Source organism: Saccharopolyspora shandongensis (assembly GCF_900106995.1).
Lineage (GTDB): Bacteria > Actinomycetota > Actinomycetes > Mycobacteriales > Pseudonocardiaceae > Saccharopolyspora > Saccharopolyspora shandongensis.
Window position 1 is genome coordinate 240,769 of record NZ_FNOK01000006.1, and the last position, 15,761, is coordinate 256,529.

Here is a 15,761-nt window from a genome sequence, read left to right on the forward strand (position 1 = left end):
TGACTGCGAACGGTGTCTCAGTCGAGAGCGCCGACGACCTCCTCGACGGCGTCGACCAGCGCGCCGGACCGGCACAGCTCGACGGCGGCCTCCATCTCCGGTGCGAGGTGCCGGTCGGTGCCGGGCCCGGCGACGTCCTGCCGGAGGCGGTCGCGCACGGCTCCGGTGGCGGGCGACGGGGTCAGCGGCTGCCGCAGGTCCATGGCGCGCGCGGCGGTGAGCGCCTCGATCGCCAGGACGCGGGTGAGGCCGTCGACGGCGCGGCGGAGCTTGCGGGCCGCGGACCAGCCCATCGAGACGTGGTCCTCCTGCATGGCCGAGGACGGGATCGAGTCGACGCTGGCCGGGGCGGCGAGGCGCTTGAGCTCGGAGACGATCGCGGCCTGGGTGTACTGGGCGATCATGTGGCCGCTGTCGACGCCGGGGTCGTCCGCGAGGAACGGCGTCAGGCCGTGGTTGCGGGCGGGGTCCAGGAACCGGTCGGTCCGGCGCTCGCTGATGCTGGCCAGGTCCGCGGCGACGATGGCGAGGAAGTCCAGCACGTAGGCGACGGGGGCGCCGTGGAAGTTGCCGTTGGACTCCACGCGGCCGTCGAGGGTGACCACGGGGTTGTCCACGGCGCTGGCGAGCTCGACCGCCGCCACCGACTCGGCGTGGGCGATGGTGTCGCGGACGCCGCCTGCGACCTGCGGCGCGCAGCGCAGCGAGTAGGCGTCCTGCACGCGGTTGCAGTCGGGGCCGGCGTGGCTGGCCATGGTGCCCGAGCCGGCGAGCACGCGCCGCATGTTGGACGCGGCGGCGGCCTGGCCGGGGTGCGGGCGCAGCTCCTGCAGGTCGGCGGCGAAGACGCGGTCCGTGCCGAGCTGGGCCTCCACGCTCATGGCGGCGGTGATGTCGGCCAGCTTCGCCAGCTTGCGCAGGTCGTGGCAGGCCAGCACGAGCATGCCGAGCATGCCGTCCGTGCCGTTGATCAGCGCGAGCCCTTCCTTCTCGGCGAGCTCGACCGGGGCGAGCCCGGCGGCCGCGAGGGCTTCCGCGGCGGGCAGCGCCTGGCCGTCGGCGTCCCGCACGGTGCCTTCGCCCATGAGGGCCAGCGCGACGTGCGCGAGCGGCGCGAGGTCGCCGGAGCAGCCCAGGCTGCCGTACTCGTGGACCACCGGCGTGATCCCGGCCGACAGCATCGCGGCGTAGGCCTCGGCGACCTCGGGGCGGACGCCGGTGCGGCCGGTGGCCAGGGTGGACAGGCGCAGCAGCATCAGCCCACGGGTGACCTCCCGCTCGACCTCCGGGCCGCTTCCGGCGGCGTGCGAGCGGACGAGGCTCTTCTGCAGCTGGCGGCGCAGTTCCACCGGGATGTGGCGGGTCGCGAGCGCGCCGAACCCGGTGGAGATCCCGTAGACCGGCTTCGGTTCTTCGGCGAGGCGCTCGATCCGGCCGCGGGTGTCCGCGAGGGCCTGGCGGGCCTCAGCGGAGAGCTCGACCCGCGCGCCGCCGCGGGCGACGCGGACGACGTCGGCGGGGCTGACGGGGCCGATTCCCACGACCACCGGCTGGGCGGTGGTGGCCGCGTTGGCTTCGGTGCTGCTGAGCATGCTCAATGTCTTACTTCCTCGTGAGTTGGGCGTCTCGCGCGATTCATCCGGCTGGTGGCGCCAGATAAAGCATAGGGTTGTCTATACAGCTGCGTATTCGGTGGTCAGCCGGTGCCGGCCTCGGACACGGCGAGCCGGTCGCCGTCGGAGCTCCCGCCGGTGCCCTTGCCGCGGCCGACGCCGAACTTGTAGAAGATCGTGAGAGCGGCGAGCCACACGGCACCGACGACGAGCGCCACGCGGGTGTCCGCGGAGAACGCCAGCAGCACGAACACGAAGACCAGGAAGGCGATCGCCGCGATCTGCGCGTACGGCCACAACGGCGACGGGAACTTGAGCGCCGACGCCTCGGCCGGGCTCATCTTCCGGCGAGCCTGGAAGTGCGCCAGCATGATCATCAGCCACACCCAGACCGTGGCGAAGGTCGCGATGGAGGCGATGATCGTGAAGATGTTCTCCGGGACGACGTAGTTGAGCACCACGCCGATCAGCAGCGCGCCGGTCATGATGACCACGGTCATCCAGGGCACGCCGTTGCGCGAGACCCGGCCCATGATCGCCGGCGCCTGACCGCGCTCGGCCATGCCGAACAGCATGCGGCCCGCGCCGAAGATGTCGCTGTTGATCGCCGAGAGCGCGGCGGTGATGACCACGACGTTGAGGACGGTCGCCGCCGAGGTCAGGCCGAGGCCCTCGAAGATCTGCACGAACGGGCTGCCCGAGGAGCTGATCGACTGCCACGGGGTGATCGACATGATCACGCCGATGGTCAGCACGTAGAACAGCAGCACGCGCACCGGAACGCTGTTCATCGCGCGCGGGATGGTCTTGTGCGGCTCCTCCGCCTCACCCGCGGTGACGCCGATGATCTCGGTGCCGCCGAAGGCGAACATGACCACGGCGAAGGACATCAGGAAGCCTTCGATGCCGTTGGGGAAGAACCCGCCGTGCGACCACAGGTTGCTCACGCCGGTCTCCGCGTGGGCGCCGCTGAAGCCGAAGACGAGGACGGCGATGCCGCCGAGGATCATCGCGATGATCGCGACGATCTTGACCACGGAGAACCAGAACTCGAGCTCGCCGAAGACCTTGACGCTGAGCAGGTTCACCGCGCCGATGACGAACAGCGTAGCCAGCACCCAGATCCATCGCGGCACGTCGGGGAACCAGAATCCCATGTAGACGGCCAGCGCGGTGACGTCCGCGATGCAGACGATGATCATCTCGAAGGTGTAGGTCCAACCGGTCAAGAAGCCCGGCAGGCGCCCCAGGTGCCGACTGGCGTACTCGCCGAAGGACCCGGGCACCGGGTCGGCCACGGCCATCTCGCCGAGCGCCCGCAGCACCACGAAGACCACGGCACCGCCGATCAGGTAGGCCAGCAGCACCGAAGGGCCGGCCTGGCTGATCGCCTCGGAAGAGCCGTAGAAGAGGCCGGTACCGATGGCCGAACCCAGGGCGATGAAGCGGATGTGCCGTGCCGTGAGGCCCCGGGTCAGTGCCGCCGCGCCTTTTCTCACCATTTCCTCCCAGCGGGAACAGCGTTGTTCCCTCCGTTGCAACCGGAACCGCCGGCTGTGCTGCCGAACACAATCCGAGGCGGTGCGATATGTATAGTGCTGTATATACAGCTCGTCAAGAGTTCGGCCCGAAATCCGGGCGGAGCGCGCGGATAAACCGGACAAACGCTGGTGAACAGGGAGGATCCGAGGATCAGGTCGCGTCGAAGGTGCCTTCGAGCCGGTACCGCGAACCGGGGTGCAGCAGCCGGGCGGTGCTCACGAGCTGCCCCTCCGACCAGGTCCGCCGGTGGATCAGCAGGCACGGCTCGGCTTCCCCGATGCCCAGGAGCGCGCAGTCCTCGGCGGTGCCCAGCACGGCCTCGACGACGTGTTCGCCCTTGCCCAGCGGCGCGATCCGCGACAGGTAGCTGTTCGGCGTCTGCGTGGCAAAGTCCTGGTCGAGGTAGTCCGGGGCGAGCCCGGGATTGACGTGGCGGTCCTCGAGCTGGATCGCGATGTCGTCCTCGAAGTGCACCACGAGCGAGTGGAACACCGGCCGCCCCTCGGTGATCCCGAACAGGCGGTGCATCCGCAGGTCGGCGGGTTCCTCCCGCAGCAGCACCACGTCGGTCCGGTGCCGGTGCCCGCGCCGCTGGACCTCGTCGGCGATGTTGCGCACCTCGTACAGCGCGGAGCTGCTCTTGCGCTCGGCGACGAAGGTCCCCACGCCGGCGAGCCGGACGATCAGCCCCTCCGAGCTCAGCTCGCGCAGCGCCCGGTTGATGGTCATCCGCGACAGGCCCAGCGCGTTGACCAGCTGGCTCTCGGACGGCAGCAGCTCGCCCTCGGGCCACCGCCCGGAGCCGATCTGCTCGATGATCACGTCCTTGAGGCGGCGGTAGGCGGGCGCGGACTCGCGGCGGCTCTCGCGGAACAGCGCGGCCACGTCCAACGCATCAACGGCCACCGGTCACCGCCCACCTCGGAGATCAATCATCAGCCCGCGCCCAGTTTATCCCGCACGACTTGCCGGAAACGCCCCGGGCGCGGCGACGCTACGGCTTGCGAGCCACACCGCCGGTCATGAAGCGCCGAAGAGCCCGCCGACCGGTGCTTTCGCGGCGGTCGGCGGGCTCTTCGGCTCCTCAGTCGTCCAGGAGGTCTTCGATCGTGATCGGGATGTGGCGGACCCGGGTTCCCGTCGCGTTGTAGATCGCGTTGGCCACCGCCGCCGCCATGCCCACCGTGCCGATCTCGCCCAGGCCCTTCGCCCCGACCGCGTTGTGCAACGCATCCGGGTACCTGACGAAGTGGACGTCGGCGTCCGGGATGTCGGCGTTCACCGGGACCAGGTAGCCCGCGAAGTCGCCGTTGGCAAGGCGGCCGCTGTCCTCGATCTCCAGGCCCTCGTGCAGCGCCGCCGACACGCCCCAGATCATCCCGCCGAGCGCCTGGCTGCGGGCCGCCTTCTCGTTGATGATCCGGCCGCAGTCGAACACGCCGAGCATCCGCGACAGGCGGGCCTCCCGAGTCCACTTGTGCACGCGGACTTCGCAGAACTGGGCGCCGAACGAGCTGAACGAGTGCTTCGTCAGCTCCTCGCCGGGCGCCGAGGAACCGATCGCGGAGACCGACGAGCGGCCCACCGAGTGCAGCAGTTCGCCGAAGTCCATCGCGCGGCCGTCGTCGGCCAGCACCCGACCGTCCTCGTAGGACACCTCCGCGCCCTCGAACGGCGCGCCCGGCGACGACGCCAGCGCGAGCAGCGCGTCGATCACCTCGGTGGCGGCGATCATGACGGCCGAACCCGCGCTCGCCGTGCCGGTCGAGCCGCCGGACATGCCGCCCGACGGCAACGCCGAGTCGCCCAGCCGCGGCGTGATCCGCTCGACCGGGATCGCCAGCGATTCCGCGCCCACCAACGACAGGACGGTCAGCAGGCCGGTGCCCGGGTCCGAGCCGCTGGTCGCCACCACGGCCGTGCCGTCGGCCCGCAAGGTGACCTCGACGCTGGCCGGGAATCGCAGCGCCGGGAACATCGCGGTGGCCACGCCCATGCCCACGAGCCAGTCGCCGTCGGTACGCCCGCCCGGCGAGCGGTCCGCCCAGCCGAACCGCTGCGCGCCGACCTGGAAGCACTCGTCGAGGTGTTTGCTGGACCATTGCAGGTCCTTGCCGGGCGGCGCGATCGAGTTGTTCCGCAGGCGCAGTTCGATCGGGTCCACGCCCAGCTCGACCGCCAGCTCGTCGATCGCGCTCTCCAGCGCGAAGGACCCGGGCGCCTCCCCCGGCGCCCGCATGAACGTCGTCGGCGGGATGTTCAGCGGCACGATCTTCTGGCTGATGGCCAGGTTCTGGGTCGCATACCACTCCCGCGAGGTGCCGTGCGAGGTCGGCTCCACGAACGACCGGTCCGTCGGCGTGGTGCACCACGACTCGTGGCGCAGCGCGATCAGCGTGCCGTCGGCGTCCGCGCCGAGGGAGATCTTCTGCAGCGTCGCCGCGCGGGTCGCCGTCGCGGTGAAGACCTGTTCCCGGGTGAGCGCGGCCTTGACCGGCCGGCCGAGGGCCTTCGCCGCGGCCGCCGCCAGGAACGCCGGGGTGGAGGTGCGGGCCTTGCCGCCGAAAGCGCCGCCCACGAAGGGGTTCAGCGCGCGGACCGATGCGCGGTCCAGGCCCAGCGCGCCGGCGATGTCGGCGGCCTGCAGGTCCGAGCCCTGGTTCCCGCTGTAGATGGTCAGGCCGTCGGCGTCCCACACCGCGACCGCGGAGTGCGGCTCCATCGCGGCGTGGTTCTGGGTGGCGGTGCGGTAGGTCGCCTCGATCCGCACCGGGCTCGACCCCAGCGCGTCCTCGATGGACTCCACGCCGTCCGCGAGGACCGTGATGTCCTCGTTGGACGGCGCGTCCTCGGCCGCGGCGAGGCCGTCCTCGAACGAGGTCAGGGCCGGCCGGGTCCGGTAGGAGACCTCGACCAGCATCGCCGCGTCCCGCGCCTGCTCGAAGGTCTCCGCCACCACGAAGCCGATCGGCTGGCCGTAGTAGGTGACCTCGCGGTCCTGCAGCGGAACCCACATCTCGCCGAGGAACGGAGAGCTCGGCTTGCGCAGGTCCAACGGGTCGAACGGCGTGTACACACCGACGACACCGGGCGCGCTCTTCGCCGCCGTGACGTCCATGGCCTCGACCTCGCCGTGCGCGATCGTGCTGAGCACGACGTACCCGTAGGCCATGCCGGGGAAGTTGTTGTCCGCGCCGTACTTCGCCTGCCCGGTGACTTTCAGCGGGCCGTCCAGCCGACTGGTCACAGGCGGCTCCCTTCGGTCAGTTCGAGCAGTGCGCGGACCACGGTCCGCTTCAGCAGGGAAACCTTGAAAGCGTTGCCGGACAACGGCCGAGCGCCGTCGGCCGCCAGGGACGCCGCGGCCTCGAAGGACTCCGGCGTCACGGGCGCTCCGCGCAGGGCCTCCTCGACCGCGGGCAGCCGCCACGGCACGGTGGCCACGCCGCCGACCGCAACCCGGGCGTCGGCGATGCGCGAGTCCTGGACGTCCAGCGCCACGGCGGCGGAGCAGAGCGCGAACTCGTAGGACTGCCGGTCGCGCACCTTGACGTAGGTGGAGCGCGACGCCCAGTCCAGCCGCGGCACCACGATCTCGCCGATCAGCTCGCCGGGGCGTAGATCGTGCTCCACCTCCGGCGAATCGCCCGGCAGGCGGTAGAAATCGGCCAGCTTCGCGGTGCGGCTCCCGGCGGCGCTGAGCAGCCGGACCTCCGCATCGAGCGCGACCAGCGCGACGGCCAGGTCGCTGGCGTGCGCCGCTGCGCACGAGTCGCTGGCGCCCAGGACCGCGTGCGTCCGGTTCGCCCCCGAGATCGCGGGGCATCCGCTGCCCGGTTCCCGCCGGTTGCAGGGCGTGGCGACGTCGCGGAAGTACGTGCACCTGGTGCGCTGCATCAGGTTCCCGCCGATGCTGGCCATGTTGCGCAGCTGCTGGGAGGCGCTCTGCAGCAGGGCCCGGGAGATCGCCGGGTACACGCCGGGGTGCTCGGCGACGTCGCTCATCCGCTCCAGCGCGCCGATGCGCAGCCCGTCGCCGGTGTCGATGCCCCGCAGCGGGAGCTCGTTGATGTCCTGGACCTGTTGCGGGGCGAGGACGTTGAGCTTCATCAGGTCGACGAGGGTGGTGCCGCCGGCCAGGAACGTGCCGGGCGAGGCGAGCGCGGCTTCGACGGTCGTCGGTGCCGTGAGTTCAAAGGGACGCATCGGCCTGCCTCGCTTGTTCGATCGCCGCGACGATGTTCGGGTAGGCCGCGCAGCGGCAGATGTTGCCGGACATGAACTCCCGGACGTCCTCGACGCCCTGCTCGACCGCGGCGACGGCCGACATGACCTGACCGGACGTGCAGAACCCGCATTGCAGGGCGTCCTGGTCGACGAACGCCTGCTGGACCGGGTGCAGTTCGTCGCCGTCGGAGAGGCCCTCCACCGTCGTCACCGGTCGCTTCACGGTGGCGGCGAGGGTGAGGCACGAGAGCACGGGCCTGCCGTCGACGTGCACGGTGCAGGCACCGCACTGGCCGCGGTCACAGCCCTTCTTCGGGCCGGTGACGCCGAGGTTCTCCCGCAATGCGTCCAGCAGCGTCACGCCGGGATCGACGTTCAGCTGTTCGGCCCTGCCGTTGACTTCGAGTGAGATGTCCACTTGATCTCTTCCCCGCGGGCCGCCCGCGCAGGGCGACCGCAGCGGTGTCGCTTGTGGTGGTGGGAGCAGAGCTGAGACCATCGCCGAAACCGGATATTCATCCGCTTCGGCGCCTCACCGACGCTAGCGGATACTTATCCGCTCTGCAAGGACGACACCACCCGCGAAGGTAGCCGCAGGTCGACGGACGATTGTGCATTACATTCCGGGGAAGGACGCGGCAGCCAACCGGGAGGGACGATGACGACGGGCTCGGTCGGTTCCCGACGCGCGGACACCCGGCGCAACCACGAGCGCATCCTCACCGCGGCGGCGAAGGCGCTGGCCGGCTCGGGAGCAATCGCGTTCAACGCCATCGCGAAGCAGGCCGGCGTGGGCGTCGGCACGGTGTACCGGCACTTCCCCACCCCGGAGGCGCTCGTCCTGGCCGTGTACCAGCGCGAGCTGCAGCACCTCGTCGACGTCGTCCCGAGCCTGCTCCGGCAACACCCGCCGAAACAGGCGTTCCGGATCTGGACGACCGACCACCTGACGCATTACATGATGACCAAACGAGGCCTGGCCGGAGCCCTCGGCGCGGCCACGTCGTCGCACGGCGAACTGTTCGCGAAGGCCCACGAGGCCATGGTCGGCGCGGTCGCCACGCTGCTGGCGGCCAACGTCGAGGCCGGGACCGTCCGCGCCGACCTGGACCCGGAAACGGTCCTGCGCGGGCTCGGCGGCCTGCTCTACCTGAATCCCAGCGACGACTGGCGCGGCCCGACCGAGAAGCTCGTCGACCTGCTGTGGCGGGGCATGTGCGCGGGAAATTGCCGCCCCGATGGCGACGGCCGACTAGCATGACGTGGCATGTGCCGCAGCATCAAGACGCTCCGCCCGCCCTACGCCGAAGACGTCACCGAAGTGGACATCCGGGCGGCCGCGTTGCAGTACGTCCGCAAGATCTCCGGGTTCCGCAAGCCCGCCGCGCACAACGAGGCCGCCTTCGAACAGGCGGTGGACGAGATCGAGCAGGCCACCGCGAAGCTGCTGGCGTCGCTGGAGGTCCGCGGCTCCCGGTGACGCGCGCCGGTCAGGAACCGAGCAGGGCGATGTCCGACGGGTGCTGGGCCAGCGGGGTCACCTCGATGGTCATGTACGGGAACAGCGGCAGGTTCCAGAGGATCTCGTGCAGCCGCTCGTTGTCGGCCACGTCGAAGACGCTGAGGTTCGAGTACTGCCCGACGCAGCGCCAGAGGTGCGCCCACTCCCCGCCCTGCTGCAACTTCTGCGAGTACGCCTTCTCCCGCGCGAGCGTGTCGGCCTTCACTACCGGATCCATGTCGACGGGCAGATCGACGTCCATCTTCACCGCGAACAGCACGGCACTTCCCTCCTGACGTTGCACGCCCGGGCGACGGGCACCGCCGACCAACTTACTCGGCGCCGCGACGCCGATCAGCGCCGCTGCCTGCCGACCGGCACATCGAACCGGCCGCCGCACGGGGTCTGCACCGATCAACACCCGTTCGGCGGCCATCGTTTCGCCCTATTCGTCCGTTCGTCGAGGGCTATTTGATTCTGTGATCCAGCTCTCCTTGAATAGGGCGACCGATCACTAGATCTCCCACTCGGGCCGCACCACCGAGCGTGCTCGCGCAGGACAACCGCCGACGCCGTACTCGATGAAGAGCCGGAGGTCCGGGTGCCCGCACATCGCAACTTCCTCGCCGCAGCAGCCATTTCCGCGCTGCTGGCGCTCACCGCGGCGTGCGGGGGCATCAACACCGAGGCGACCGGATCGGCCTCCGGCGGTGCCGGCAGCACCTTCCGGTTCGCCTACTCCGTCGGCCCCAGCCGCTACGACCCGCACCGCGCCTCGTCCAGCTTCGACAACGCCTCCCTGTTCCCGGTCTACGACCGCCTGGTGCACCTGACCACCGCCGCCGAGCCGGTGCCCGGCCTGGCCACCGGCTGGCAGTACACCGACGGCGGCAAGCGGCTGGTGTTCGAACTGCGGCCGGGCGTGCGGTTCCACGACGGCACCCCGTTCGACGCCGCCGCCGCGAAGGCGAACCTGGACCGCGCCCGCACGCTGCAAGGCTCGACCGTCGCATCCGAGCTGAAAGCGGTGGAACGGGTCGACGTGCTCGGCCCGATGACCGTCTCGCTGGCGCTCACCGCGCCGGACAGCTCGCTGATCGGCGTGTTCTCCGACCGGGCTGGGATGATGGTCAGCCCGGCGGCGTTCGACGACCCGCAGCTGGACCTGCGCCCGGTCGGCGCCGGGCCGTACCAGATCGTCAGCTACAGCCCGAACGACCGCGTCGTGCTGCGCCGCTTCCCCGGCTACTGGGACCCCGCCGCCCAGCGGGTCGAGACGATGGCGATCGTCATCCAGCCCGACACGACGACGCGGATGAACGCGCTGCGCGCCGGCGAGGTCGACGCCGCGCTGCTGGCCGGGAACCAGGTCGCCGAGGCCCGGCAGTACGACCTCGGCGTCGTCGGCGACGTGACCCTCGCCTTCTACCACCTGCAGCTCAACCGCACCCGCGCCGAGTTCGGCGACATCCGGGTGCGGCGCGCGCTCAACCACGCGATCGACCGGGACGCCATCATCCACGGCGTGCTGTTCGGCAACGGGAAACCGGCCGCGCAGCCCTTCCCGCCCGGGTACTACGCGCACGACCCGGACCTTCCCGATCCCTACTCGTACGACCCGCCGAAGGCGCGGCAGCTGCTCGCCGAGGCCGGGCTGGCCGGCGGTTTCGAGTTCGAGGCGATCGTGCCCAACACCGATCCCGGCACCGCCGTCGCCGTGCAGGAACAACTGGCCGACATCGGAGTGCGGATGAAGATCCGCGAGGTCTCCTCCGGCGAGGCGGCCGACCTGTTCTACGGCAGGCAGCAGGGCGACGCGATGGTCGCGCCGTGGGGCGGACGCGCCGATCCGATCCAGACCCTCGGACTGCTCTACACCAGCAAGGGGTTCTCCAATCCCGGCGGGCACACCGCGCCTGAGCTGGAGCAGCTGATCGGGCAGGCCCGGCGGACCATCGACCCGGCGGCGCGCACCGAACTTCTCCACCAGATCGACCGAATGGTCCTGGACCAGGCGCTGGACGTGCCGGTGGTCTTCGCCGACACCAACTACGGGCACGCCGCGCGCGTCACCGACCTGCGCAGCTGGTTGTCCAACAAGCCCGAGTTCCGCGGCGTCGGCGCGGCCGGAACGGGGAGGTGACCGGGTGCTACAGCTCGTTGTCCGCCGCCTGGCGGCGATGGTTCCGCTGCTGTTCCTCGTCTCGCTGATCGTGTTCGGGCTGGTGCTGCTGGTGCCCGGCGACCCGGCCATCACCATCGCCGGGGAGAACGCCACCCAGGCCCAGATCGAGGCGACCCGCGAACGCCTCGGGCTCAACGACTCGCTGCTGGAGCAGTACTGGCGCTGGGCGAGCCACGCCGTCCAGGGCGACCTCGGCACGTCGATGTTCAGCAACCGCAGCGTTTCCGGCGCCATCGCGGAGCGCTTCCCGGCCACCGTGTCGCTGACCGCGGTCGCCATCGTGATGGCGCTGCTGATCAGCGTGCCCGCCGCGGTCGCCGCGGCCACCAGCCGGGGCCGCTGGCTCGACCGGTTCGCCACGGTCGGCACCTCGGTGGGCGTGGCCATGCCGAACTTCTGGCTCGGGCTGCTGCTGGCCACCGCGCTGGCGCTGAACCTGCGGCTGCTGCCCGCCACCGGGTACGTGCCGCTGGACGACGATCCGGTCGCCTGGCTGGCGCACCTGCTGCTGCCCGGCTTCACGCTGGGCCTGGCGGCCGCCGCCGAGCTCACCCGCCAGCTGCGCAGCTCGCTGATCGACGTCTTCGACCAGGACTACCTGCGCACCGCCCGCGCCAAGGGCCTGCGCACCACCAGCGTCATCGCGAAGCACGCGCTGAAGAACGCGGCCACGCCGGTGGTCACGGTGCTGGGCATGCGGATCTCGGTGCTGCTGGGCGGAACAGTGGTCGTCGAGCAGATCTTCGGCATCCCCGGCCTCGGCCAGCTGGCGATCACCGCCGTGCTGCAACGGGATCTGCCGATGGTGCAGGGCGTCGTCGTGGTCACCGCCGTGATGGTGATGCTGGCCAACCTGGCGGTCGACCTGTCCTACGGCTACCTCAACCCGAAGGTGCGGGCGCAATGAGCACCGGCGAGGGAGGAACGGAGTTGACCGACACCACGCAGCGGTGGACGCGGCACGTCGTCGCGGAGACCACCGCGGACGACCTCGGCCCGCCGCAGTCGCCGAGGCAGCGGTTCTGGCGCCGCTTCCGGCGGCAGCGCCCGGCGGTGCTCGCGTTGTTGTTCCTCCTGCTGCTGACCGCAATCGCGGCGTTCGCGCCGCTGCTGGCCCCGGCCGATCCCGACGACCAGAACCTGCGCAACGTGCTCGCCGCGCCCGGCGCCGACGGATATCTGCTGGGCACCGACCAGTTCGGCCGCGACATGCTCAGCCGGATGCTGGTGGCCAGCCGCATTTCGCTACTCGCCGCGGTGGAAGCCGTCGGCGTCGCGGTGGTGCTCGGGGTGCCACTCGGGCTCGTCGGCGCGTACCTCGGCGGCCGGTTCGACCGCTGGGTGGTGCGGCTGGCGGACGCGTTCATGAGCTTCCCGCCGCTGATCCTGGCGGTAGCGATCGTCGCCGCGCGCGGCCCGGGCCTGACCAACGCGATGTTCGCGGTCGGCCTGGTCACCGCGCCGCGCCTGCTGCGCCTGGTGCGCAGCTCGGTGCTGTCGGTGCGGGAGGAGACCTACATCGAGGCGGCCCGCAGCATCGGCACCCCGGCGGGCCGCATCATCCGCCGGCACGTGCTGCCCAACGTGCTGTCGCCGCTGCTGGTCCAGCTGTCGCTGGTCGCGGCGTTCGCGATGCTCGCCGAGGCGACGCTGAGCTTCCTCGGCCTCGGTGTGGTGCCGCCGCAGGCGAGCTGGGGCTCGATGTTGCAGGAGGGCGCGAGGTTCGTGTCGCTGGCGCCGCACCTGGTGGTCCTCCCCGGCGTCGCCATCGCGCTGACGGTGCTGGCGTTCAACGTCCTCGGCGATGGGCTGCGCGACTCGCTGGGCCGGGAGATCAGGAGCGGTCGATGAGCGTGCTGCAGGTGTCCGACCTCGACGTCCGGTTCGCCACCGACCGCGGCTGGGTGACGGTGGTCGAAGGTGTGTCGTTCGCCGTCGAAGCCGGGTCGACGCTGGGCCTGGTCGGCGAATCCGGCTCCGGCAAGACCGTCACCAGCCTGGCGATGCTGGGCCTGCTGCCGCCGCGGACCAGCCGGGTGCCCCGCGGCAGCATCCGGCTCGACGGCACCGAGCTCGTCGGCATGCCGCAGAAGCGGCTGGCCGACATCCGCGGCAACGACATCGCGATGATCTTCCAGGAGCCGATGTCGTCGCTGAACCCGGCGTTCACCATCGGCGACCAGATCGCGGAAACCGTGCGACGGCACCGGAAGGTGTCCCGCAAGGCGGCGATGGAACGCGCCGTCGCGGCGCTGGACCAGGTCGGCATCCCGAACGCGGCGAGTCGGGCGCGCAGCTACCCGCACGAGTTCTCCGGCGGGATGCGGCAGCGGGCGATGATCGCGATGGCGATCTGCTGCGAGCCGAAGGTGCTCGTCGCCGACGAGCCGACGACCGCGCTGGACGTGACGATCCAGGCCCAGATGCTCGACCTGCTGCGGCAGATGCGCGACGAGCTCGGCATGGGGATGGTGTTCATCACCCACGACCTGGGCGTGGTCGCCGACATCTGCGACCGGGTGGTGGTGATGTACGCCGGGCAGGTGGTGGCGGCCGACGACGTCGACCACCTCTTCAGCCACCCGCCGCACCCCTACGCCGAGGGCCTGCTGGCCGCCATGCCGCAGGTCGGCGGCGCGGAGTGGCTGGCCACCATCCCCGGCCAGGCCCCGACGCCGGGCGCCGTGCCCGACGGCTGCCGCTTCCACCCCCGCTGCCCGTACGCCGCCGACCGCTGCGCCGCCGGCGCCCCGGAGCTGCGGCTGTTCGACCGGCACCGCGCCACGCGGTGCGTCCGCTCCGACGAACTCCTGCTGCGAGGCCCGGCATGACCGCACTGCTCGAAGTCGAGGACCTGTCGGTGAGCTTCCCGTTGCAGCGCGGCCTGTTCCGGCGCGGGGCGCGGCTGCGCGCGGTGGACGGGGTGTCGTTCGAGGTGGCCGCCGGGGAGATCCTCGGGCTGGTCGGCGAGTCCGGCTCCGGCAAGTCGACCACCGGCCGGGCCCTGATGCGGCTGGTCGAACCCGACAGCGGCGCGGTCCGGCTGCGGGGCACCGAGCTGACCGCGCTCGGCGGCCGCGAGCTGCGGCGGCACCGCAGGCACATCCAGATGGTGTTCCAGGACCCCTACTCATCGCTGGACCCGTCGATGGTGGTCGCCGAGAGCGTCGGCGAACCGCTGGAGGTGCACGAGGGCCTGCGCGGGAAGGTGCGGGACGAGCGGGTCCGGGACCTGCTGGTGCGGGTCGGCCTGTCGCCGCGCCACCTGGAGCGCTACCCGTACGAGTTCTCCGGCGGGCAGCGGCAGCGGCTGGCCATCGCCCGCGCGCTGGCGGTGGACCCGGACGTCGTGATCTGCGACGAGGCGGTGTCCGCATTGGACGTTTCGACGCAGAACCAGATCATCAACCTGCTGGAGGAACTGCGCGCCGAACTGGGCACCTCGTACCTGTTCATCTCGCACGACCTGTCGGTGGTGCGGCAGCTCGCCCAGCGCGTGGCGGTGATGTACCTCGGGCGGCTCGTGGAGGAAGGCCCGTCGCAGCGCCTCTACGCACACCCCGCCCACCCGTACACCGAGGCGCTGCTGTCGGCGGTCCCGGTGCCCAACCCGGGGGTGCAGCGCCGGCGCGAGCGCATCGTGCTCCCCGGCGATCCGCCGGACCCGACCGATCCGCCCGGCGGCTGCACCTTCCACCCGCGCTGCCCGTACGCGATGGACGTCTGCCGCTCGGTCGTCCCCGAGCCGACGCCCGTCGACGGCGGCGGCACGGTGCGCTGCCACCTGCACACCAGCGGGCCCGTGCTGGCGGGCGGTTCCGTCCTGGAACTGCGTGCCGCAGAATCGGGGGCGGCAACCGACACCGGGAGTTGATGGGCTTGCAGACCGCCACGGCCGCGCTGAACGACGTCCAGACGCACTACTGCGCCAGCGGTTCCGGCCCGGCCGTGGTGTTCGTGCACGGCCTCGCCGAGGACCACCGCAGTTGGCGGCGCCAGCAGGCGGAGTTCGCCGACCACCGCACCTACGCCTACGACGTGCGCGGGCACGGCGCCAGCACGCTCGGCGACGCGAACGGAACCCTGGCCCAGCTGCGGGACGATCTGCTCGCGTTCCTCGACGAGGTCTCCGGGCCTGCGGTGTGCGTGGGATTCTCCCTCGGCGGCACGGTGGTGCTCTCCGCCGCGGCGCACCGGCCGGATCTGGTCACCGGCGTCATCGTGCTGGGGACGTCCTCGGTGGTGGGGCGCGCGGCGGCCGAGATCAACCTGCAGCGAGCCGCGGAGACCGGCGACGCCGTGCTCGCCTCGCTGCGCGCGGACACCGCGATGATGGTCTCGAACTCCACAGTGGACGTCGATGAGGTGGTTGCGCGGCGCGCGGAATCCATCGGCGACGGCCGCGGCTACGCGAACGCGGCGACCGCGATGGCGGGCCTGCGCGGCAACCCGCTGACCCCGGAGCTGGCGGCGATCAAGTGCCCGGTGGCGGTGATCGGCGGCGAGCACGACGTCCTCTGCCCGCGCAAGGCGGCCGACATCCTCCTCGAAGCACTCCCCCAGGCCACGTATCAGGAAATCCCCGACGCGGGCCACCTGATGAACGTCGACAACCCGGAAGCCGTCACGGCCGCGCTGCGAAGCGCCCTGGCCGCGGGCCGCGGGCCTCTCGAGCCGTCGTAACAACCCGAAA

General features: G+C 71.3%; 15 protein-coding genes. 8 read left to right on the forward strand and 7 right to left on the reverse strand.

What is annotated here, in order from left to right:
- Positions 1-17: 17 nt before the first annotated feature.
- The 6 genes from hutH to BLW84_RS09225 form a co-directional block, all read right to left on the reverse strand.
- Complete coding sequence (gene hutH, locus BLW84_RS09200) at positions 18-1,592, reverse strand: histidine ammonia-lyase (RefSeq protein WP_093263610.1); 1,575 nt, start codon at positions 1,590-1,592, stop codon at positions 18-20.
- Positions 1,593-1,696: 104 nt separating this feature from the next.
- Positions 1,697-3,115, reverse strand: coding sequence for an amino acid permease (locus BLW84_RS09205; protein WP_177226370.1), 1,419 nt, complete (start codon positions 3,113-3,115; stop codon positions 1,697-1,699).
- 190 nt (positions 3,116-3,305) lie between these two features.
- Positions 3,306-4,061: a histidine utilization transcriptional repressor HutC gene (gene hutC, locus BLW84_RS09210; RefSeq protein WP_245761038.1), complete on the reverse strand. Its 756-nt coding sequence runs from the start codon at positions 4,059-4,061 to the stop codon at positions 3,306-3,308.
- Between the two features lie 178 nt (positions 4,062-4,239).
- Positions 4,240-6,402 carry a xanthine dehydrogenase family protein molybdopterin-binding subunit gene (locus BLW84_RS09215; RefSeq protein ID WP_093263615.1) on the reverse strand — a complete coding sequence of 721 codons (2,163 nt, stop codon included), beginning with the start codon at positions 6,400-6,402 and terminating at the stop codon, positions 4,240-4,242.
- Positions 6,399-7,361 (reverse strand): FAD binding domain-containing protein, encoded by a 963-nt coding sequence (locus BLW84_RS09220; protein WP_093263618.1) that lies wholly within the window; start codon positions 7,359-7,361, stop codon positions 6,399-6,401. Before BLW84_RS09220 ends, BLW84_RS09215 begins: the two co-directional genes overlap by 4 nt.
- Positions 7,348-7,800, reverse strand: a complete 453-nt coding sequence (locus BLW84_RS09225; protein ID WP_093263621.1) for a (2Fe-2S)-binding protein — start codon at positions 7,798-7,800, stop codon at positions 7,348-7,350. Before BLW84_RS09225 ends, BLW84_RS09220 begins: the two co-directional genes overlap by 14 nt.
- 240 nt (positions 7,801-8,040) lie before the next feature.
- Here BLW84_RS09225 and BLW84_RS09230 point away from each other — a divergent pair, with 240 nt between their 5' ends.
- A complete protein-coding gene (locus BLW84_RS09230; RefSeq protein WP_093263623.1) occupies positions 8,041-8,643 on the forward strand; it encodes a TetR/AcrR family transcriptional regulator in 603 nt (200 codons plus the stop codon).
- Between the two features lie 6 nt (positions 8,644-8,649).
- Positions 8,650-8,862 carry a DUF2277 domain-containing protein gene (locus BLW84_RS09235; RefSeq protein ID WP_093263626.1) on the forward strand — a complete coding sequence of 71 codons (213 nt, stop codon included), beginning with the start codon at positions 8,650-8,652 and terminating at the stop codon, positions 8,860-8,862.
- Positions 8,863-8,872: 10 nt separating this feature from the next.
- On the opposite strand, the gene catC is transcribed toward BLW84_RS09235, so the two are convergent.
- Positions 8,873-9,163, reverse strand: a complete 291-nt coding sequence (gene catC / locus BLW84_RS09240; protein WP_093263629.1) for a muconolactone Delta-isomerase — start codon at positions 9,161-9,163, stop codon at positions 8,873-8,875.
- A gap of 321 nt (positions 9,164-9,484) precedes the next feature.
- On the opposite strand from catC, the gene BLW84_RS09245 reads away from it, so the two are divergent.
- The 6 genes from BLW84_RS09245 to BLW84_RS09270 are packed head-to-tail and all read left to right on the forward strand — an operon-like array spanning position 9,485 to position 15,751.
- Positions 9,485-11,026 (forward strand): ABC transporter substrate-binding protein, encoded by a 1,542-nt coding sequence (locus tag BLW84_RS09245; RefSeq protein ID WP_093263631.1) that lies wholly within the window; start codon positions 9,485-9,487, stop codon positions 11,024-11,026.
- Between the two features lie 4 nt (positions 11,027-11,030).
- Positions 11,031-11,975 carry an ABC transporter permease gene (locus tag BLW84_RS09250; RefSeq protein WP_093263634.1) on the forward strand — a complete coding sequence of 315 codons (945 nt, stop codon included), beginning with the start codon at positions 11,031-11,033 and terminating at the stop codon, positions 11,973-11,975.
- Positions 11,972-12,919: an ABC transporter permease gene (locus BLW84_RS09255; RefSeq protein ID WP_093263636.1), complete on the forward strand. Its 948-nt coding sequence runs from the start codon at positions 11,972-11,974 to the stop codon at positions 12,917-12,919. Before BLW84_RS09250 ends, BLW84_RS09255 begins: the two co-directional genes overlap by 4 nt.
- Positions 12,916-13,899: an ABC transporter ATP-binding protein gene (locus BLW84_RS09260; protein ID WP_093263639.1), complete on the forward strand. Its 984-nt coding sequence runs from the start codon at positions 12,916-12,918 to the stop codon at positions 13,897-13,899. The genes BLW84_RS09255 and BLW84_RS09260 overlap by 4 nt, the downstream gene beginning before the upstream one ends.
- Positions 13,896-14,942, forward strand: a complete 1,047-nt coding sequence (locus BLW84_RS09265; RefSeq protein WP_093263641.1) for an ABC transporter ATP-binding protein — start codon at positions 13,896-13,898, stop codon at positions 14,940-14,942. Before BLW84_RS09260 ends, BLW84_RS09265 begins: the two co-directional genes overlap by 4 nt.
- Positions 14,942-15,751, forward strand: a complete 810-nt coding sequence (locus tag BLW84_RS09270; protein ID WP_093263644.1) for an alpha/beta fold hydrolase — start codon at positions 14,942-14,944, stop codon at positions 15,749-15,751. Before BLW84_RS09265 ends, BLW84_RS09270 begins: the two co-directional genes overlap by 1 nt.
- Positions 15,752-15,761 lie beyond the last annotated feature (10 nt).

What these genes read in the sequence shown, in the direction of transcription:
- hutH (WP_093263610.1), bottom strand. Translation starts at nt 1,592, where the DNA reads ATGCTCAGCAGCACCGAAGCCAACGCGGCCACCACCGCCCAGCCGGTG.
- BLW84_RS09205 (WP_177226370.1), bottom strand. Translation starts at nt 3,115, where the DNA reads ATGGTGAGAAAAGGCGCGGCGGCACTGACCCGGGGCCTCACGGCACGG.
- BLW84_RS09220 (WP_093263618.1), bottom strand. Translation starts at nt 7,361, where the DNA reads ATGCGTCCCTTTGAACTCACGGCACCGACGACCGTCGAAGCCGCGCTC.
- BLW84_RS09230 (WP_093263623.1), top strand. Translation starts at nt 8,041, where the DNA reads ATGACGACGGGCTCGGTCGGTTCCCGACGCGCGGACACCCGGCGCAAC.
- BLW84_RS09235 (WP_093263626.1), top strand. Translation starts at nt 8,650, where the DNA reads ATGTGCCGCAGCATCAAGACGCTCCGCCCGCCCTACGCCGAAGACGTC.
- BLW84_RS09255 (WP_093263636.1), top strand. Translation starts at nt 11,972, where the DNA reads ATGAGCACCGGCGAGGGAGGAACGGAGTTGACCGACACCACGCAGCGG.
- BLW84_RS09260 (WP_093263639.1), top strand. Translation starts at nt 12,916, where the DNA reads ATGAGCGTGCTGCAGGTGTCCGACCTCGACGTCCGGTTCGCCACCGAC.
- BLW84_RS09265 (WP_093263641.1), top strand. Translation starts at nt 13,896, where the DNA reads ATGACCGCACTGCTCGAAGTCGAGGACCTGTCGGTGAGCTTCCCGTTG.
- BLW84_RS09270 (WP_093263644.1), top strand. Translation starts at nt 14,942, where the DNA reads ATGGGCTTGCAGACCGCCACGGCCGCGCTGAACGACGTCCAGACGCAC.